The 14598-nt window shown below is 33.2% G+C and carries 17 protein-coding genes; 10 read left to right on the plus strand and 7 right to left on the minus strand.

Going from position 1 to position 14598, the window contains the following annotated elements; genetic code table 11:
• Positions 1-15: 15 nt before the first annotated feature.
• Entirely contained in the window at positions 16-870 is an 855-nt protein-coding gene (gene fakB1 / locus BFS35_RS08445; RefSeq protein WP_099580323.1) for a fatty acid kinase binding subunit FakB1, read from the minus strand.
• A gap of 142 nt (positions 871-1012) precedes the next feature.
• On the opposite strand from fakB1, the gene BFS35_RS08450 reads away from it, so the two are divergent.
• Complete coding sequence (locus BFS35_RS08450; RefSeq protein ID WP_099580321.1) at positions 1013-1642, plus strand: YigZ family protein; 630 nt, start codon at positions 1013-1015, stop codon at positions 1640-1642.
• A gap of 59 nt (positions 1643-1701) precedes the next feature.
• On the opposite strand, the gene BFS35_RS08455 is transcribed toward BFS35_RS08450, so the two are convergent.
• The gene (locus BFS35_RS08455; protein WP_099580319.1) at positions 1702-2748 is read right to left on the minus strand and encodes a glycosyltransferase family 4 protein; all 1047 of its coding nucleotides are present in this window, start codon (positions 2746-2748) and stop codon (positions 1702-1704) included.
• A 187-nt stretch (positions 2749-2935) separates the two neighbouring features.
• On the opposite strand from BFS35_RS08455, the gene BFS35_RS08460 reads away from it, so the two are divergent.
• The 6 genes from BFS35_RS08460 (at position 2936) to pepT (ending at position 8531) form a co-directional block, all read left to right on the plus strand.
• Positions 2936-3892 (plus strand): LCP family protein, encoded by a 957-nt coding sequence (locus BFS35_RS08460; protein ID WP_099580318.1) that lies wholly within the window; start codon positions 2936-2938, stop codon positions 3890-3892.
• A 69-nt stretch (positions 3893-3961) separates the two neighbouring features.
• On the plus strand, positions 3962-4816 hold the full coding sequence (locus BFS35_RS08465; protein ID WP_099580316.1) for a YitT family protein: 855 nt from the start codon (positions 3962-3964) through the stop codon (positions 4814-4816).
• An 11-nt stretch (positions 4817-4827) separates the two neighbouring features.
• Positions 4828-5892 carry a GGDEF domain-containing protein GdpS gene (gdpS, locus tag BFS35_RS08470; protein WP_099580314.1) on the plus strand — a complete coding sequence of 355 codons (1065 nt, stop codon included), beginning with the start codon at positions 4828-4830 and terminating at the stop codon, positions 5890-5892.
• A gap of 43 nt (positions 5893-5935) precedes the next feature.
• Positions 5936-6694 carry a threonine/serine exporter family protein gene (locus tag BFS35_RS08475; protein WP_099580312.1) on the plus strand — a complete coding sequence of 253 codons (759 nt, stop codon included), beginning with the start codon at positions 5936-5938 and terminating at the stop codon, positions 6692-6694.
• A gap of 12 nt (positions 6695-6706) precedes the next feature.
• Positions 6707-7192: a threonine/serine exporter family protein gene (locus tag BFS35_RS08480; protein WP_099580310.1), complete on the plus strand. Its 486-nt coding sequence runs from the start codon at positions 6707-6709 to the stop codon at positions 7190-7192.
• 115 nt (positions 7193-7307) lie between these two features.
• Positions 7308-8531, plus strand: coding sequence for a peptidase T (gene pepT, locus BFS35_RS08485; RefSeq protein WP_099580308.1), 1224 nt, complete (start codon positions 7308-7310; stop codon positions 8529-8531).
• A gap of 60 nt (positions 8532-8591) precedes the next feature.
• Here pepT and BFS35_RS08490 read toward each other — a convergent pair whose 3' ends face one another.
• Positions 8592-9674, minus strand: coding sequence for a glycerate kinase (locus BFS35_RS08490; RefSeq protein ID WP_099580306.1), 1083 nt, complete (start codon positions 9672-9674; stop codon positions 8592-8594).
• 76 nt (positions 9675-9750) lie between these two features.
• On the minus strand, positions 9751-10071 hold the full coding sequence (ytxJ, locus tag BFS35_RS08495; RefSeq protein ID WP_096077113.1) for a bacillithiol system redox-active protein YtxJ: 321 nt from the start codon (positions 10069-10071) through the stop codon (positions 9751-9753).
• Positions 10072-10215: 144 nt separating this feature from the next.
• On the opposite strand from ytxJ, the gene BFS35_RS08500 reads away from it, so the two are divergent.
• On the plus strand, positions 10216-10428 hold the full coding sequence (locus BFS35_RS08500) for a hypothetical protein (RefSeq protein WP_099580304.1): 213 nt from the start codon (positions 10216-10218) through the stop codon (positions 10426-10428).
• A gap of 30 nt (positions 10429-10458) precedes the next feature.
• Here the strand turns inward: BFS35_RS08500 and BFS35_RS08505 are convergent, their stop codons facing one another.
• Positions 10459-11352 carry an EMYY motif lipoprotein gene (locus BFS35_RS08505; RefSeq protein ID WP_099580302.1) on the minus strand — a complete coding sequence of 298 codons (894 nt, stop codon included), beginning with the start codon at positions 11350-11352 and terminating at the stop codon, positions 10459-10461.
• A gap of 104 nt (positions 11353-11456) precedes the next feature.
• On the opposite strand from BFS35_RS08505, the gene BFS35_RS08510 reads away from it, so the two are divergent.
• Both BFS35_RS08510 and murB read left to right on the plus strand, forming a co-directional pair.
• Positions 11457-11957: a GrpB family protein gene (locus BFS35_RS08510; protein ID WP_099580300.1), complete on the plus strand. Its 501-nt coding sequence runs from the start codon at positions 11457-11459 to the stop codon at positions 11955-11957.
• Positions 11958-12014: 57 nt separating this feature from the next.
• Complete coding sequence (gene murB / locus BFS35_RS08515; protein WP_099580298.1) at positions 12015-12929, plus strand: UDP-N-acetylmuramate dehydrogenase; 915 nt, start codon at positions 12015-12017, stop codon at positions 12927-12929.
• Between the two features lie 63 nt (positions 12930-12992).
• Here murB and BFS35_RS08520 read toward each other — a convergent pair whose 3' ends face one another.
• Both BFS35_RS08520 and nrdF read right to left on the minus strand, forming a co-directional pair.
• Positions 12993-13400, minus strand: a complete 408-nt coding sequence (locus BFS35_RS08520; RefSeq protein WP_099580296.1) for a FixH family protein — start codon at positions 13398-13400, stop codon at positions 12993-12995.
• Positions 13401-13528: 128 nt separating this feature from the next.
• A complete protein-coding gene (nrdF, locus tag BFS35_RS08525; protein WP_099580294.1) occupies positions 13529-14497 on the minus strand; it encodes a class 1b ribonucleoside-diphosphate reductase subunit beta in 969 nt (322 codons plus the stop codon).
• Positions 14498-14598: the final 101 nt, after the last annotated feature.

Raw genomic sequence — 14598 nt, forward strand, 5'->3', positions numbered from 1 at the left:
TATAAGACGATAATGTTATAAAATATCAAACTTTTGATTCGTAAATCCAAGACCTATCGACTTTTCTCCAAGGTGCGTTCCGATAACAGGTCCGAAATAACTTTTAATAAATTTAACATGTGGAAATTCTGCTTTTAAATCAGCGAGTATTGCATCCGCTTCTTCTTCAGCATTTCCATGAATTAATACCGCTGTCACTTGTTCAAAATCTTTTGTTTCATTTGCAAACAAGTCTTTGATTTGCTTGAGTGCTTTCTTTTTTGTACGTACTTTATCAAAAGGTACAATTTTAGTATCTTCAAAATGCAGGATTGGTTTAACTTGTAACATGCTGCCGATCAATGCCTGAGCTCCAGTGAGTCGACCACCCTTATGCAGATTTTTTAAATCATCTACAATAAAATAAGCATTAGTGTGTTGTTTCATCTCTTCTAAATCAGCAATAATCGCTTCAGGGCTAAGTTGACCTTTAAGTTCAGATGCACGTAAAACATAAAAGCCCATTGCCATCGCTGCAAGCTCTGAATCAAACGCATGAAGATTAATACCATCAACCATCGATCCAGCTGTTATGGCATTTTGATAAGTACCACTGATACCACTAGATAAATGTATTGCAATACAATCGGTAAAACCCTGTGCTTTCAATTCCTCTAATAGCGCGACATAAGCCCCTGTTGTCGGTTGACTTGTCGTTGGCAATTCTTTTTCAGTACGCATTCTTTCATAGAAAGTTTGCGCATCATACTTTTCTTCTAGATATATTTCATCTTTAAAGATAACATTCAGTGAAATAATACGAATATCCTCTGACTTCAGGATAGATTCAGGAATATATGCAGTTGAATCTGTAATAATAGCTGTTTTCATAAATGACCTCCGTCCCAATACATCCCAATATATATTTTATACCGTTTATTACTAAAAATAAAGTAATACAAATAGTATCATAATATTTTGATTACTCTGTTAAAATGATAATATAAATAATTAAACAGTTATGAGGGATAAGATGCAAAATTATATCACGATAAAAAAAGAGATTGAAAATGAAGAGATTATTAATAAATCTCGATTTATCACTTATCTTTATAAGATCGAAAATGAAGATGAGGCCAAAGAAAAAATTGCTGAAATTAAGAAAAAACATAAGGATGCTAATCATAATTGTTCAGCATATACGATCGGTGACCAGCATCAAATTCAAAAAGCAAGTGATGATGGTGAACCGAGTGGTACAGCAGGAGTCCCTATGCTTGAAGCATTAAAGAAGAATGATGTGCATAATACACTTGCCATTGTCACACGCTATTTTGGTGGCGTTAAATTAGGGACGGGAGGACTTATCCGTGCTTATCAGGGTGGCGTTGTTGAAGGGATTAAAGTTGCTGAAAAAGTTATTATAAAAAATGCATTAAAATATCAAGTGATATTGAGTTATGAGAACACCGGTAAATTTGAACATCTTATTGCAAGTGAACCTTTCGTTATTCTCAATACGATCTATACCGATAAAGTTACTTATGTTGTCCAGATTACAGCAGAAGATAAAGAACAGTTTGAGCAGTTTATTGTTGAGACAACACAGGGTTCAGCACAATACTCAGTTGAAGAAGAAATGATGCTACCTTTTGATTTGTAAAAAATAAGCAAGAGGAACAGTATGAGTTGTTCCTCTTGCTTATTTAATTTATGTAAAAATCATTGTTTTAGTAAACGGCGTATGGTCTTTAACATCGGTTTATGATCATCGTCGATTAAACCAGTAAATTCTACAATTAATTCAATTGTTATAATAATAAGTGTCACAATTAAAATTGCTCCAATTCGGGTAGAAAGATAAAGAATTATCGACGCTATACTAAACAAAATCGCAATTGAATAAATTAAAATGACCGTTTGGGCATGTGTATATCCTAAGCCGAGTAATTTATGATGTAAATGCGATTTATCTGCCTGCATAATGGGCTTACCTTGACGATACCTTCTAATCATCGCAAAACTCATATCAATAAAAGGAACCGCTAATATAATAATCGGGAAAAACAGCGAGATTAAAGTGATGTTCTTAAATCCAAGTAAACTTAATACACCTATTATAAAGCCAAGCATTAAAGCGCCATTGTCACCTAAAAATATTTTTGCGGGATAAAAATTATATCGCAAAAATCCTATTAATGAACCTATTAACACACTACAAATCATCATAATAAATATATTTTGTTGCAATATCGCAATAAAACCGATCGTTCCTAAAGCAATCATTGACACGCCAGAAGCAAGTCCATCTAATCCATCGACTAGATTGATTGCATTTGTAACAGCTACAATCCAGAGAATCGTCATCGGTATACTTAAATATCCGAATTCTATAACGACACCAAAAGGTAACGTTATGAGATCAAGCGTGATACCATGCATAACAACAATTAATGCCACACCTATTTGACCAATTAATTTAACTATCGCAGATAAATCAAACAAATCATCAATGATACCTAGGATATTAATCAATACTGCACCAATAATAATCGGTTTAATTTCAGGTTCAACAGGATGTCCTATCCAGATTCCAATAAGAAAAGAAATTAGAATGACTACGCCACCCAATACTGAAACTGGCTTTGTATGTACTTTACGAAAATTAGGCTTATCCAGTGCACCAACAACATGTGAAAATTTGATAATTACCGGTGTGAGAATAAACGAAATTATTATTGTTATCATTATTAATTTTAATGTAAACATAAGCCACCTCAAGCTCTTCATTCTTTTTAACTATAGCACATTATGATTATGTCGCCTATCAAATTATATGTAATAAATATGAAACAATTTATTTTCAAGTTGAACATTTGTTTGACGAATGCTCAAATTTGTTACATAATAATACGGTTAAAAGAAAGTATCTTCAATATAATGAAGGAGTTTTATTATGAGTTCTCGCGCACGAGTAAGAACACAAAGAAAACTATTTTTTATACTTGCCTCTCTATTTATGGTTTGTATCTTTGTATTTGCATTACTTTTTATATATGTTTTTTTTCAGCTGAAACATACAACGGATACTTTACAAGATCCAAAATATTCACGTACAACATCTGAACTTCGCAAAGCTAATATTGACTTAAATTCTGGTCAGCCCATTTCAATTGCTTTATTTGGACTTGACTCGGATGCCGGTAGAGCGTTTCGTCAGGAAGGCAAACGATCAGATACTATGATACTTGCAACGGTTAATCCATCTCAACAGCATACAACAATTCTGAGTATACCGAGAGACACAAAAGTAGATATTGTTGGGCATGGTACAAAAGAAAAGATCAATCATGCTTATGCTTATGGTGGTCCTAAAATGGCGATAGATTCAATTGAAAAATACTTCAATATGCCGATCGATTATTATGCAACTGTCGATATGGATGATTTCGTATTTATCATCGATAATATCGGAGGAATAGATGTCACAAGTCCACATACTTTCAAATTCGCTGAGTATGACTTTAAGGCCGGTAAGAAATATCACCTTAATGGAAAAGATGCATTAGCCTTTGCACGCAGCCGAAAAGAAGCAGGTGCAATGGGAGACGAAGGCCGTCAAGTACGTCAACAGGTTATCGTAAAGGCGGTAACTGATAAATTACTCAGCGTAGAGTCCGTACCTAAATTTAATCAGATATTAAAGACGATTTCTGCAAGTGTTACAACAAATATAGCCTTTCAGGACATCAATAAATTAAGAAAACATTATCCTCCTGCTATCGGTACAATTAAGAAGTTACAATTAAATGGAGAAAATAAAATTGATTCAGATGGACTATGGTACTTCATCCCTAATGAAGCTTCAAAAGAAGATGTTAAACAGCAAATGAAAGATAATCTTGGGGTTTAATCTTCAAAAAATGTGTAAAGCAATGATCACACTGCTTTACTATTTTTTTGACAAAAAAGGAGTAAAGATATGAATAAAACAATGCTTATTGATATTTTATATACAGTAATCGGTTCAATCATCGTTGGAATTAGTTATAATTTATTTTTACTACCTGGCCAAATTGCAGCTGGTGGTATTTCCGGTCTGAGTACTATTTTAAATAAGATGATGGGAACAGATCCTGCTATGATTCAGTTTCTATTTAATATTCCTATCTTCATTATCGGGTGGTTTACGTTAGGAAAATCATTCAGTTTAAAAACTGTTATCGCAACATTTGTTGTGCCATTCACTATATTTTTAACATCTAGCCTTGTCGAAAAAGGCACAACTGATGCGTTATTAGCATCACTTTATGGCGGCATTGTACTAGGCATCGGTTTAGGGCTCGTTTATCGTGGCAATGGTTCCACTGGTGGAACAGCGACACTTGCTCAAATCGTAAAAAAATATACAGGTTTATCAAGTGGATTCTGTCAATTAATCGTTGATGCATTTGTTGTAATCCTTAGTGCATTCGTATTTAATTTTGAGCTTGCATTATATGCTTTAATTTCAATATATGTTACAAGCAAAGTCATTGATATCGTACAATTACATGCAGGAGATAATAAACTTGTATTTATCATTACAACTAAAGAACAGGAAATCATTAAACTCATACATGAGCATGTTGAACGTGGTGTTACAAGCGTTAATGCATTCGGTGGATATAATCGAGAAGGAAAAAGTTTATTATTTTCTGTGATGGAACAAAAAGAAGCGATTTATTTTAAGCAGATTATTACACGCGAAGAACCCGATTCATTTGTCATCTTCATCAATACATCTGAAATAATTGGCAGAGGCTTTTCGAAGGCAAAAATTTATCGTAGTAAGTAAGGAGGAATTTTATGATTGAAGCAATTATCTTTAATGCTGCTGTCACTGTTAGTGGAATCTATTTATTTCATAGATTTCAATTTTTTGAAGAGAAAGAAATCGTTTTTTCAAAAAATTATATTACATTACTGATGACACTTATTTCATTTTTACTAATGACGTATCCAATTACATATCATACGATATCGTTTCATCTGGCTTTTATTCCACTTTTATTTCTTGGCCGCTATACTAATTTTTTATATACAATATTTAGTGCCATTATATTAGTACTAGCAGAAATTTATATCTTTAATGTATCGCCAGTCGAAACATTTGATCTGTTAATTATAGCAACACTTGCTAGTATGATTGGACCCTTTATTAAACAAAGTGATTTTAATGCGATTCAGTGGTTAACATTAATGAGTATTCTTATCATGTGTATCTATCATTACTTTACAGGCACATTTAATATTTTCGAAATGATATTACTTGCTATTTCCAGCTTTATTTTATCTTTCACGTCAAGTATGATGTTTGTAGACATATGGCGCATATACAAAGTGATACAACGCTATGAAAAAGAAGATGAAATCGATCATCTAACTGGCCTAGGAAACGTTCGTGAGTTTGATCGTTATCTCAATATCGTGAGTAAAAATGCATCGGAAACGAAACATTCATTATCTTTACTATTAATAGATATTGATGATTTTAAAGAGGTCAATGATCGTTTTGGACATGATGCAGGAGATGCTGTATTAAAACAAATGGCACAAGTCGTAAAAAACTATGTACCGACAGATTCCAAAACATTCAGAAATGCCGGCGAAGAATTTAGTGTCATCTTTACGAATCACTCGCTTGATGATACTGTAAAAATAGCTGAAAGTATTCGACTCGGCGTGATGAACGCAACATTTCATCTCCCAAACAAAGAAGTGATAAACTTATCTGTAACAATTGGAATAGGTTATATTACGAATGAAGAGGTCAAGACGCATCGTAAAATATTTAAAGAAGCAGATGAAATGTTACATGCTGCAAAGCATCAAGGACAAAATACTGTAATGTTTAATCCCATCATAAAATAACAGGAAGTATACTTTCTGTTATTTTTTTATTAAGGAGGTCAATATGGTTTCTATTCAGTTATATGATGAAAAAAAAGTAAAAGATGTTGCAATGCTTGCCGGTAAAATATTATTGGAGTCTGGTGCTGAAACATACCGAGTTGAAGATACAATGACCCGTATTGCCTCTCACTACGGTCTACACAATACACATAGTTTCGTAACGCCAACGGCAATTATATTTTCACTTAATGAAAAAAGTTCTACACGATTATATCGTATTTCCAGTCGTACCACCGATCTCGAAAAAATCTCAGAAGTTAATGATATTTCCCGTGCGATTACGAGTGGAAAAGTGACGTTAGAAGCTGCGAAACTTGCATTAGATGAATTGGAAAAAGCAAATCTACAATATCCATTTTGGTTAAAAGTATTGTCGAGTGCTCTTGTCTGTGCATTATTCCTTTTAATGTTCAAAGGTCAACCTGCAGATATTGTACCCGCTTTTATTGCTGGAGCGATTGGGTATTTTGTCTGTGATTATTTTAGTAAAATATATAAAATCCAGTTTTTCGCAGAATATGCCGGTGCGATGGCCATCGCACTTTTCGGATTATTCTTTGTAAATTATATATATAAAGGTGAATTTGATAAGATTATCATTTCAGCAGTGATGCCCCTTGTACCAGGAGTACCGATAACAAATGCTATACGTGATATGATGGCTGGTCAATTAATAGCTGGTATTTCAAAAGGGGTAGAAGCTGCCTTAACCGCCTTTGCCATCGGTGCAGGTGTTGCCACAGTACTTATAATATTCTAGGAGGATTAAACGATGACTTTATTATTTCAAACAATTATTAGTTTCTTTGCATCTGTATTTTTTGCAATCGTATTTAATGCTCCGCGTAAACTACTGATGGCATGTGGATTTGTCGGTGCAATTGGCTGGATGGTATTCACGATTGCAGAATCTACAAAACTTACACTTGCTATCGGTGTATTTTTAGGATCCCTATCGCTCAGTTTATGTGCACATCTTTTTGCGAGATATTATAAACGCCCTGTTATTATCTTCAATGTAGCTGGCATTATACCACTCGTACCAGGAGGCGTTGCATATGATGCAACAAAGAATCTTATTATTTCAGACTTTAGTGAAGCATTAGCGAAAGGTATGGAAGTCACACTTGCATCTGGTGCAATTGCATTCGGTTTATTAATCGCAGAAATTTTGTTCCAGACATTTCTTAAAGGTTATTCTCGTTTTAAACATAATAAACATCGCAAAAAGAAAGGACAAAAACCAATCAAACTATAAATCGCACTTATTTTTAGTTTTCTATTTTCAAGAAAATTAAAAATAAGTGTGATTTTTTTGACATTTAAGATTAAAATAATTATATTAACTTATATTCACAACAGGAGGATTACAAATGAAAGATAAATTAATTGAACGATTATCACGCTATGTAAAAATTGATACGCAATCGAATGCCACAAGCACTACTACCCCATCAACAGAAAAACAATGGGATTTACTTAACTTGTTACAAAATGAAATCGAATCTTTAGGTCTTGAAACTGATATCGATGAATATGGTTATTTATTTGCTACACTACCAGCAAATACAGACAAAGAAGTACCGACTATCGGGTTACTTGCACATGTTGATACTGCTACTGATTTCACAGGGACGAATGTGTCTCCACAAATTATCGACAACTTTAATGGAGAAGATATTACTTTAAAGAGTGGTTTAGTCATTGAAAAAGCAAAGTTCCCTGAACTAGAATTTTATACAGGTCATACATTGATGACAACTGACGGAACAACACTTTTAGGTGCTGATAATAAAGCCGGAATCACTGAAATCATGACAGCAATTGAATACTTAATCAATCATCCAGAAATCAAGCACGGAAAAATTCGATTCGGTTTCACTCCTGATGAAGAAATTGGTCGTGGACCGCACAAATTTGATGTTGAACGTTTTGGTGCACAATTTGCATATACTATTGACGGTGGACGTCGTGGTGAATTGCAATATGAAAGCTTTAACGCTGCAGGTGTTGAAGTTGAATTTAATGGTGTTAACGTGCATCCAGGAAGTGCGAAAGACAAAATGGTTAACGCATTAAACTTAGCTGTTCGTTTCCAAAGTACATTACCTGAGCAAGAGCGTCCAGAGCATACAGAAGGATATGAAGGATTCTATCACTTAATGGATATGAACGGTAACGTTGAACATGCGAAACTTTCATACATTATCCGTGATCATGACCGAGAAAAGTTTGAAGCACGTAAAGCAACTATGGAAGAGATTATAAAAACTATTCAAGCTGATTTTGGCAATGATGCAGCGAGCATTTCAATTAAAGATCAATACTTCAATATGGGCGAGAAAATCACACCTCATAAAGCGCTAATCGATGTACCGTTAGAAGTTATGAAATCATTAAATATCGAACCAATTGTTGAACCGATACGAGGGGGTACAGATGGTAGTCAATTATCATTTATGGGGTTACCTACTCCAAATATCTTTACAGGGGCTGAAAACTTCCATGGACCATATGAATACGTATCAATCGATGATATGGAAAAATCAGTGATGACGATTGTTGGGATATTAGCTAAATTTGAAGAAAGAGCATAAATCATATAAAAGGGGAAGAGGGTTAAGACTTATGTCTCACCCTCTTCCCTTTTTAAATAATTATTGTTTTCTTGTAGCCATCATAATTTGCTTTGCAGTATTCTGTAATTGAATACCGATTTGAATATCTTCAGTATCCGAGCTTACTTCAGGATATATATTAAGCTCAATCGCTTCTTTATCATTACTCAATTGCTTATATTGTTTTCCACCCATTAAATATATGTTTATCTTATCAGGATTCTGCAGCTTATTAATTTCACTAACAACTAGTGAACCCGTCGTTTCATTCACACTTCCACCACCATATATCACCATATCTGCTTCGTTTATCAAACTGCCGATGTGTGTACGCATAAAAATTAGTTCAGCAGATGTTTTCGTCTCAGCATTGAATAGCTGTTCAAACACAGCGCGAAGGCCACCACCATCGCCACCATAAATTGAAGCATTTAAATCAATACCAAATTTCTTAAATTGCTCTGAAATATACCAAATACTATTATCTATAGTCTGTTTCGTTTCAAAATCAAACTCACTATTCGCAATATGACTTTCTTTACCATATATCTTATACTGGTGGTCACTCACTACTGTAAATGAAACTTCTTTTAAACGATCATCCATATCACCCAACTCAATATGTCTAATTTCTTTTAGATCATCTTGTTTAAGCGGACCATCCATTAATATGTAATCTCGATTATAGAATTTTGCACCGAATGCATTGAGCATCCCAAGTCCTGCATCAAAAGTGGTAATGCCACCAATTGATATGATAAATGATTTTACCCCCATATCTAACCCCTGGGTAATCAATTGACCAAGACCATAACTCGAAGCTGCTAATGGATTTTTACTACTTAAAATCGTCTTTCCATCAATGAGCATAGTGTCCTGTTCTAAAATAGCCACTTCCACTTCAATCGGCATTAATAAATCACTGTTGACATTTCGTTTGATTTTACGACCTTTTTCCCATACTAATAAAGCGTCTATCATATTTTTATCGCTCTCAAATAACGGGACCATTACGATATTTGCAGTGTTATCAACTGCTTTAATACCATCAAAAACATACTGATTGGCGTGATGCGAGAATAAAATATCAAAAAATGAATCCATAGCAACTAATATCTTCATCTTTTCCTCCAAAATAAATAACTAATAGTAGCACTATTAGTTAATATAATTATTATTTACTTCTAAATCTCTTTCACTATTCTTCTGCTTTAGAAAGATTAGCAATTGTTATATTCTTATGACTGTCATGCCACATAACTTCTCCATTATTAAAGTAAAATGCTTGAGGTGATTCATGTTTAATGTTTGTCTTCGCTTCAATATAATTGGATAATTCACGTGCATCCTGAACGATTAAATAATATGCGTTGATATCACGTTCATAAGCAAAATTATCAAATTGATCATATGCACTCGCAGATATTGGGCATGTGTTTGAATGCTTCAGAAAAAATACCTTACTATTAGATTCAAGCATCTCTTCAAACTGTTCAATCGTATTCAATTTTATAATCATGATTTCACCCCATAATTGTGCTTTCGATTTTTAAAATATATCATGGTAAGATTATTTTTGCAACGTATTATTTAATATTACCCCTATCTCAAATAATTACACATTGGTATAATGACTTTAACAAATATTTGGAGGTTTTACACGATGAACAACAATAAATTCCCTCTTAAACGCTGGACCTTTATCGATACATTAAATACTTGCGTTTTAATTTATGTGTTACTCTTTTTTAAGGATATTAATAAAAATCCTACGCTTACTATCGTTATATTTATTGCGATAGCAATCTGGATATTAACCGTGATTGCAAAGAATATCATTATTTCTAAACAAGATAAAAATGAAACACTCAAATAAAAGTATAAAAGGCAGTTGCCTTTTATACTTTTATTGTTTCACTTCTAAACTATTTAAAGCATCATAATACTTTTCATCAATCGACTTAATATATTTCGTATTTTCTAAAATATTTTGAATCGGCAATTTTTGAAGTTCACTTTCTGTCTTCATGGCAACTTTACGTTCTTTATAATAATTAATTAGACTGTAATATGTTTCAATTGTAGCTTTGCGCATCCCGATTACATTTTTAGATTTCAGTTTCGTTTGATTCAATTTATCGACGTTTGATTTTAGTAATGGAATTAACGTTTCATCAATATACGCTTGTTTCTCGTTCACACTTCCACTTGATGTTAAATAAGCTACTTTTTCTTTTAAAATATCGCTATTGTCATTCACTAATTTAGTTAATGTATCAAAATCTTCGGACTCATTACTATTGCTCTCTGCTTTTTTTGCATACTTTTCATTTAAAACTTTATTTTTTTCAAATACTTTCGTATATTCTAAAATTTTTTCATTGGATAATATTGACTGATTAAATAGCTTCATATATCGATCAAGTTCAGAAATGAATTGTTTCTTTTTATTTAAGTTTCTCACGTATATGCTATGAACATCTTTAACTTCTTTTGTATCAGGATTAACGGCCATAACTTTTTTCTCATAGGCTTTAAGTTGTGGTTTTATTTTTGCATTGATATCTAATTCAATCTTTTTTAACTTTTTCTTTTTCTCTTCTGTAACTTCTGAGCCTAGTAATTGGTCAGCTTTATCCAGTCCTAATCCATCGATTTGTTGAACCAGTTTCTTTTCTTCAGATTGTACATCTTTCATTTGAGCTTTATAATCATTAATATCAGACTTTACTTTATTACCGCAACCTGCAATAACTGTACTTATTAATAATATTAATACAATAGAATATAATTTTTTCATATATGCTCTCCTCAATATCAATATTATACCTAATTTAGCCGAGAAATAAAACCTACATTCATTAATCAAAGGGCTATAGTTACTTATGAAAGGAAAAATTATACATGCAAAAACAGAAACCAATACTTACAATCAATAATAGAACAGGACAATACAGAAAAAAATTTGAAGAGATTAATAAAATGCTGACCACACTATTAGACACTCCTATTATTAAAACATTGCATATCGGTTCTACATCCGTAGACGGAGCCTTAACAAGTGGTATTATTGATATACTTGTTGTAGTAAAAAGTTTGCATGCAATGACAACGCTTGATGAAAAACGTCTAAATCTGCAACACTTTTATCGATTACATCATCCCTATCAAAAGAAGTGTGTATATGCACAGTTTAGTGATCTGCAATCACTAACTGAAGTTGTGCGTTTACATATCGTAGAAGAAGACAGTAAAAAATTAAATCATTACTTAGCTGGCCAAGCTATTTTAATAGAACAAATTCAAGCGTTTAATCAATATAAGAAAGATCTTAATCATGAAATTTCTGTGAAAGAATATGAAAATAAAAAGTCAGAATGGTTCAAACGCAAACTGTCAGTTTAAAATCCTTCTCTTAACTGATATAATTAAGTTTGAATTTACCGAAAGGGCGTAATAAAGATGCAAGTAGCTGAAATATACAATCAATTAAGTACAATTATCGATCCTAACCATATTAAAATGAATGAGCCATTAAAAAATTACACGTATACAAAAACAGGTGGTAATGCTGATATATATATTACGCCGATAAAATATTCCGAAATACAAAAAACAATTCAGTACGCTAATGAACACAATATAACAGTAACTTACCTGGGCAACGGATCAAACATTATTATCAGAGATGGTGGCATACGTGGTATCGTTATCAGCCTGCTCGGCTTAACGGATGTACAGGTTGAATATGATACGATTATTGCCAGCAGTGGTGCAGCGATTATCGATGTATCACGTATTGCACGTGACCATCATTTAACAGGATTAGAATTTGCCTGTGGCATACCTGGTTCTGTTGGTGGGGCAGTTTATATGAACGCTGGTGCTTATGGCGGAGAAGTTAAAGATGTTATTGAAAGTGCCACTGTTGTCGATCAGCACGGGGAAATCCATACATTAACGAATGAAGCGCTAGCCTTAGATTACAGAACAAGTATTATTCAATCAGAACATTATGTCGTACTTGAAGCAACATTTAAATTACAACGTGGCGATATTAATTTAATTCAATCTCAAATGGATATCTTAACAGAACGTCGTGAAGACAAACAGCCATTAGAATATCCTTCTTGTGGTAGCGTTTTCAGAAGACCACCAGGACATTTTGCCGGTCAATTGATACAAGAAGCTGGATTACAGGGATATCGTATCGGAGGCGTGGAAGTCTCTAAAAAGCATGCTGGTTTTATCGTTAATGTCGATAACGGCACTGCAACAGATTATGAAGAAATGATTGCGCATGTACAAAAGATCGTATTTGAAAATAGTGGTATTGAATTACAGCCTGAAGTTCGAGTTATTGGTGATAAGATTTAAAGGGATATGGACACGCCTGTCCACATCCCTTTTTATTTATTATAAAATATTAGTTTATAGAATTTATTCTACTACGATATCTGCATTAGGCATCGTATGTTGATTGTGTGCAGTCACATGACTGATGACATTATAATTTCCTTTGTCTTTAAATGTATATTCTAAAGTATATACGCCATCTTTAGCTTTTTTAACTTTTTCTTTCACAGAATTTTTCATATCCTTATCTTTAATGATTTCAAACATGACTTCATCCGCTTCGTTTACAAAAGTCTTACCATGTTTAACCGTTGCAGTTATCTTCACTGAATCACCTGCTTTTGCTTTAGCAGGCACCTTTAAATCAACAGTTAAAGGTGTTACTGATTTAGATTCTGAATGCGTTCCGTGCCCTTCATGACCTTCTTGTTTTTCCTGCCCACATGCAGTAAGCATTAATGCACTTGCTGCAATGATGAATAATTTCTTCATAGTTATCCCCCTAAAATTAATGTCCATATTATTATCATGAACTTTATTCTGTTATTCAATGAACAAACTGTGACAAAGCATAAAAAAACAAGCTAATGCAAAATTTGTCAATAGCTTGTCAAATTAATTTAATTTTCGAAGACAAAATCTTCATCAGTTAAAGCTTCAACATTCAATGCAATAACATATCCATCACCTTTTACACTAAAGAAATCGTGATTTTTCGTCGATGTATTTAAAGCATTTTCAATGATTGGATTGAAATCCTTTTCGTCAAAGTACGGTTCGAATCCTAAATTCGCTAAAGCTTTATTCCCATTGTATTGTACATAGTTTAAGACATCTTCCGTTAAACCTACACGATCATACAACATCTTTGTATAGCTTTCTTCATTCGCATATAACTTTTGAAGCATATCATACATATCTTTATCCGCTCGCAGCTTCTCATCATCTGTTAATTCATTGCGAAGACTTTGTGCGTCAAGACCTGTAAACACACCGTGAATAGATTCATCAAGTAAAATTTTACGGATAATTTCTCCTGAAGTTGTCATTTTCCCTTGTCCAGCTAAGAATAATGGGTAGTAGAACCCACTATAGAATAAAAATGTCTCAAGAAATACTGATGCTACACGTGCCATGTACTGATCATATATAGAGGCATCTTTAGCCCATAATTTATGGTAACGACCAACGATTAAATCGGATTTATATTTAAGATGTGGTTCATTAACTACCCAGTTGTCTAATAATTCATTCGTCTCTGATGACGGTAGTAATGTCGTAAAAATATGTGAATAACTCTTCGCATGAATTTGTTCCATCATGCCCATAAATGAGTATACTGCCTTTTTACGTAAATCCTGTGTGTGTAATCCGATTAACGGCATACCATCATCTGCCTGATGCGTATCTAGCCCTGTTAAACCTGCAAGTGCATGATTAAACGTGTACTTCTCATCTTCAGTTAGTTCTTTCCAGCTTGCAATATCTTTTGATACTTTAAATTCAGATTCTACCCACATTTGTGAGATATTTTGACGCCAGAACATATTCGTCATATCTTCTTGTGTATTCCAGTTAACAGCTTTCATTTTGTCAGTCCTTTGTATAATTGATTTTAAAAGCAGTAATAAGAGACCTTGCGGCCTCTTTATAATTTAATTATTCATTATAGTATTCGTTTATTATTAAT

This window comes from Macrococcoides goetzii (genome assembly GCF_002742385.2).
GTDB classification, from domain to species: Bacteria; Bacillota; Bacilli; order Staphylococcales; family Staphylococcaceae; genus Macrococcoides; species Macrococcoides goetzii.

Excerpts from the sequence above, each read along its gene's own strand:
- fakB1 (WP_099580323.1), bottom strand. The coding sequence starts at position 870 with ATGAAAACAGCTATTATTACAGATTCAACTGCATATATTCCTGAATCT.
- BFS35_RS08450 (WP_099580321.1), top strand. The coding sequence starts at position 1,013 with ATGCAAAATTATATCACGATAAAAAAAGAGATTGAAAATGAAGAGATT.
- BFS35_RS08455 (WP_099580319.1), bottom strand. The coding sequence starts at position 2,748 with ATGTTTACATTAAAATTAATAATGATAACAATAATAATTTCGTTTATT.
- BFS35_RS08460 (WP_099580318.1), top strand. The coding sequence starts at position 2,936 with ATGAGTTCTCGCGCACGAGTAAGAACACAAAGAAAACTATTTTTTATA.
- BFS35_RS08465 (WP_099580316.1), top strand. The coding sequence starts at position 3,962 with ATGAATAAAACAATGCTTATTGATATTTTATATACAGTAATCGGTTCA.
- gdpS (WP_099580314.1), top strand. The coding sequence starts at position 4,828 with ATGATTGAAGCAATTATCTTTAATGCTGCTGTCACTGTTAGTGGAATC.
- BFS35_RS08475 (WP_099580312.1), top strand. The coding sequence starts at position 5,936 with ATGGTTTCTATTCAGTTATATGATGAAAAAAAAGTAAAAGATGTTGCA.
- BFS35_RS08480 (WP_099580310.1), top strand. The coding sequence starts at position 6,707 with ATGACTTTATTATTTCAAACAATTATTAGTTTCTTTGCATCTGTATTT.
- pepT (WP_099580308.1), top strand. The coding sequence starts at position 7,308 with ATGAAAGATAAATTAATTGAACGATTATCACGCTATGTAAAAATTGAT.
- BFS35_RS08490 (WP_099580306.1), bottom strand. The coding sequence starts at position 9,674 with ATGAAGATATTAGTTGCTATGGATTCATTTTTTGATATTTTATTCTCG.
- ytxJ (WP_096077113.1), bottom strand. The coding sequence starts at position 10,071 with ATGATTATAAAATTGAATACGATTGAACAGTTTGAAGAGATGCTTGAA.
- BFS35_RS08500 (WP_099580304.1), top strand. The coding sequence starts at position 10,216 with ATGAACAACAATAAATTCCCTCTTAAACGCTGGACCTTTATCGATACA.
- BFS35_RS08505 (WP_099580302.1), bottom strand. The coding sequence starts at position 11,352 with ATGAAAAAATTATATTCTATTGTATTAATATTATTAATAAGTACAGTT.
- BFS35_RS08510 (WP_099580300.1), top strand. The coding sequence starts at position 11,457 with ATGCAAAAACAGAAACCAATACTTACAATCAATAATAGAACAGGACAA.
- murB (WP_099580298.1), top strand. The coding sequence starts at position 12,015 with ATGCAAGTAGCTGAAATATACAATCAATTAAGTACAATTATCGATCCT.
- BFS35_RS08520 (WP_099580296.1), bottom strand. The coding sequence starts at position 13,400 with ATGAAGAAATTATTCATCATTGCAGCAAGTGCATTAATGCTTACTGCA.
- nrdF (WP_099580294.1), bottom strand. The coding sequence starts at position 14,497 with ATGAAAGCTGTTAACTGGAATACACAAGAAGATATGACGAATATGTTC.